Here is a 2,536-nt window from a genome sequence, read left to right as displayed (position 1 = left end):
CGGCCGTGGCCAGCGAAAAAACGGTCGTGCCGGGCAGGAAATGAGAAAGCGGTTTTTTCTCTATCGGGTCGACATGGACCGCGATCGGCTTGCCGTAGACCAGGGAATATAGTTTGCCTTCGAGATTGAGCCTGACCCCGCACGCCCCCCGCGCCAAATTATTGATCACGCATTGGTTGGGGCAGAGCCGGCACTCGACCCTCCGGCCGGGAAGTTTTCGCCAATACTTCGCTTCATACTTGGAGAGGTTTTTTTCGCGGACCATTTTCAGGGCATCGCCGATTTTCGCGAACGGGGCCGCGAACTGGACCGCTTCCGCGCCCAACACCAGGAGGAGTAAACCAAGCCCCACCCAAAACGACTTGCGCATATTTTAATTATAACACTTGTGATATAATTTGCGCATGTTGAAAAGGTTATTGCTCCTCTCTCTCTCCCTCGAACTGGCCGTCAGTCTCGCGACCGCCGCTCCCCAAGCTATCCTTCTCCCCGAACCGAAACTGATCGGCAAAATGACGGTCGAGGAATCGATCTTCCGCCGCCGTTCGGAACGCTCTTTCCTCCCCAATGAACTGACGCTCGAACAGATCTCCCAGCTCCTTTGGGCCGGCCAGGGCGTGACCGACAAGACCTGGGGCTTCCGCGCCGCCCCGTCGGCCGGAGCCCTCTACCCGCTCTACTTATATGTCGTGAAAAAGGACGGGGTTTTCCAGTACTTGCCCGACGGCCATAAGCTCAAACAGCTCAAGACCGAGGATATCCGCCCCTCGCTAGTCCGCGCTTCTCTCGGCCAGAATTACATCAGCGAAGCCCCCGTGGTCATTATCGTCTGCGGCAACTTCCGCATCTCCGAGGCCAAATACGGCCAGCGCTCCTACCGCTACGTCAATATGGAAGTCGGCCACGTGGCCGAGAACATTCAACTGCAGGCGGTCGCCCTGGGGCTCGTTTCCCTCCCGGTCGGCGCTTTCTGGGACGACGTAGTCGCCAAAGCCCTGGAACTGCCGGAAACCCAGGACCCCTTTTACATTATCCCGATCGGTTACCAGGGATCGTCATAAACGAATGTCTCCCAAGTAGCGGCGACCTTTAGGTCGCCAAAACAATAATGGCGGTCTAAAGACCGCCGCTACATTTTTTGGAATTCAATATGAAAAATAACTTAAAAAAAATCGACCTTTACCGCCTGCTGGCGCTCCTGGTGATCTTTTCCGGGATATTCTACTTCTACGCCAATATCTTCGCCCCCCGTTTCATCCCGGAATTTATCCGGATCGGCGTGGTCCGCCGCCCCACGACTCTATTAATACTCGGGACTGATATTAATTTCAGCTCGGAGACCGGCCAGGCGCTCAAAGAAAGCAACGGGCGGACCGACGCGATCATGCTCCTGCGGGTCGACCCGATCAATTACCGGGTCTACCTCCTCTCCATCCCGCGCGACAGCTACGTCAACATTCCCGGCTATGGCTGGGCCAAGATCAACGCGGCCAACGTTTACGGCGGGGTTGACCTGCTGGAAAAGACCCTGGAACAAACTTTCGGCATCGAGGTCGATAATTATCTAAAAATAAATCCCTCCGCCACCGGCAAATTGATCGACCTGGTCGGCGGGGTCGACGTTTACGTGGAAAACAATATGTATTACGTCGACCGGGCGCAAGGGCTCTACATCAACCTCAAGAAAGGTTGGCACAAGCTAAACGGCAAGGAAGCGCAGGGCTACATGCGTTTCCGGCACGATGCCTTCGGCGATATCGGCCGGATCGGCCGGCAGCAGCAGATGCTCTCGACCGTTTTCATGTCGCTGACCAAACCGAGCAACCTGCTTAAGGCGCCGCTCGCTTTCCAGTTGGCGACCAGTTATATTCAGACCAACCTCCCGCTCCTTAAGATCATCCGCCTGGCCAATTTCGCCCGCACCCTCTCCGCCCGCGACGTCATCACTTACCTGGCTTCGGGCGAGACCCAAGACAATACTCCCGCCGGCTCGGTCTGGCTGGTCGACAAGCGCGGGTTAGACGTCATCCTGAAAGCCCACTTCGGCCGGTAAATGTTATAATGATGACCATGAGAAAACGTTTTTTCTGGGCAACCCTCGCCTCCTTCCTGATCGTTGGCTTGGGCCAGATCGTCAAAGGTGAAGGGGCCAAGGGGCTGTTCTTGCTCCTCGCCTTCTATTTCGTTCTCCCGTCGCTCGTCTACCTCGCCCTGATGTTCAACGCCTATTTCTTCCTGACCACGCTCGGCTTCTGCCTGGTCGGCGGCTTCGCGCTCTGGACCTATAACCTCCTTGACGCTTATAAACATGAAACCGGCCTTTAAGCTCGCCACGGTCTTCAATATCCCGATCGAGATCAATTACAGTTGGTTCCTGGTCGTCTTGCTGGTCATTGCTACCCTGGCCAACGGCTATTTCCCGGAAACTAACCCGGAGTTGACCGCCCCCGCCTACTGGCTGATGGCGATCATCGCCACCCTCCTCCTTTTTGCTTCGCTCCTGGCCCATGAGCTCTCCCACTCCCTGGTCGCCATC

General features: G+C 56.2%; 5 protein-coding genes. 4 read left to right on the top strand and 1 reads right to left on the bottom strand.

Annotation, left to right across the window (positions count from 1 at the left end; all coding sequences use genetic code 11):
• Positions 1-370: exotoxin A binding domain-containing protein (locus tag WC903_09275; protein ID MFA5894136.1), on the bottom strand; the 370-nt coding region annotated here is incomplete at its 3' end.
• Positions 371-404: 34 nt separating this feature from the next.
• Here WC903_09275 and WC903_09270 point away from each other — a divergent pair.
• From WC903_09270 to WC903_09255, 4 genes are all read left to right on the top strand, one after another.
• Entirely contained in the window at positions 405-1,061 is a 657-nt protein-coding gene (locus WC903_09270; protein MFA5894135.1) for a SagB/ThcOx family dehydrogenase, read from the top strand.
• An 89-nt stretch (positions 1,062-1,150) separates the two neighbouring features.
• Entirely contained in the window at positions 1,151-2,053 is a 903-nt protein-coding gene (locus tag WC903_09265) for an LCP family protein (GenBank protein ID MFA5894134.1), read from the top strand.
• Between the two features lie 17 nt (positions 2,054-2,070).
• A complete protein-coding gene (locus WC903_09260; GenBank protein MFA5894133.1) occupies positions 2,071-2,325 on the top strand; it encodes a hypothetical protein in 255 nt (84 codons plus the stop codon).
• On the top strand, positions 2,309-2,536 hold a 228-nt coding region (locus WC903_09255; protein MFA5894132.1), incomplete at its 3' end, for a hypothetical protein. The genes WC903_09260 and WC903_09255, both read left to right, overlap by 17 nt.

The sequence above is a fragment of the Candidatus Margulisiibacteriota bacterium genome (assembly GCA_041658645.1).
Taxonomy (GTDB): domain Bacteria; phylum Margulisbacteria; class WOR-1; order O2-12-FULL-45-9; family XYB2-FULL-48-7; genus JBAZZV01.
Note: the sequence above shows the minus strand (reverse complement) of the source record. Positions and strands in the feature narration are given on the sequence as shown.